The sequence below is a fragment of the Stenoxybacter acetivorans DSM 19021 genome, assembly GCF_000745895.1.
GTDB classification, from domain to species: Bacteria; Pseudomonadota; Gammaproteobacteria; order Burkholderiales; family Neisseriaceae; genus Stenoxybacter; species Stenoxybacter acetivorans.
The window spans coordinates 1-1118 of record NZ_JQKE01000146.1 but is presented as its reverse complement, the minus strand read 5'-3'; the positions used below and the strand labels follow the sequence as shown (position 1 = coordinate 1118).

The window sequence follows — 1118 nt, the reverse complement described above, 5'->3', positions numbered from 1 at the left end:
TCATTGCCGTCGCCGATTAAATTCACATCGCCGCCGTCCAAATAATCATTGCCCGCGCCGCCGTACAACACATCACTGCCTTGCCCGCCCCACATCAGATCATCGCCGTCGCCGCCGTTTAAAACATCATCGTATTCATCGCCTTCAGGAATGACATCACGCCCGCCGCCGTCTGAAAAATCACCCCACATCCGATCATCGCCGCTGCCGCCGTCCAGATAATCGCGTCCGCCGCCGCCTGCCACAACATCATCACCCAAACCGCCGTCTAAACGGTCATCACCATAACCGCCATACAGCTGGTCATTGCCGTCGCTGCCATACAAGCGATCATTGCCCGCCATATCTTGATTGTGCTGGTTTCCTTCAGCAAAGTCATCGCCCCATAAAATATCGTTGCCGTCGCCGCCATATAAGGTATCATTGCCTTGACCGCCGGCTAACTCATCATCACCCGTGCCGCCGTCCAAAACATCATCGTATTCATCGGCAGCCGTAATCTTATCGCGCTCAACATTGGTAGAAAAATCGCCAAACAATTTATCATTGCCGCTTCCGCCGATTAAATAATCGCGTCCGCCGCCGCCGAACAGAGTGTCATTGCCGTCGCCGCCATCTAAAGTATCATCACCGAAACCGCCCATCATTTCATCATCGCCCGCTTCGCCGAATAAGTAATCATTGCCGATTTGGGTTTGGTTTAATTCATGGTTACCCTCGGAAGCATCACCCCAAAGCACATCATTGCCGTCGCCGCCAAACAGCCAATCATCGCCGCCATTACCTGCCAAATGGTCATTGCCGCTGCCGCCGTACAGATAATCGTTGCCGTGATACTGAACCGCAATAACACGTTCCATACCATCGCCTTCCATCCAGTCATCGCCGTCACCGCCATATAAGGTATCGTTATTGCCGCCGCCTCTGATTTCGTCATTGCCGCTGCCGCCGTCCAAATAATCTTTGCCGTGGTATTCACCCGGTACCGTATTGAGGATACCGCTGACAGTGGTGCCGTCGCCTTCTAAAAAATCATCACCGCCGCCGCCGTAAATCACATCATCGCCTGCCAACCCCTGAATATAATCATTGCCGTCTTTATCACCCTCTTCAAAATC

General features: G+C 52.9%; 1 protein-coding gene. It reads right to left on the bottom strand.

Annotation, left to right across the window (positions count from 1 at the left end; genetic code table 11):
• The coding region (locus Q384_RS11030) for a calcium-binding protein (RefSeq protein ID WP_037588154.1) at nt 1-1118 on the bottom strand (1118 nt) is incomplete at both ends.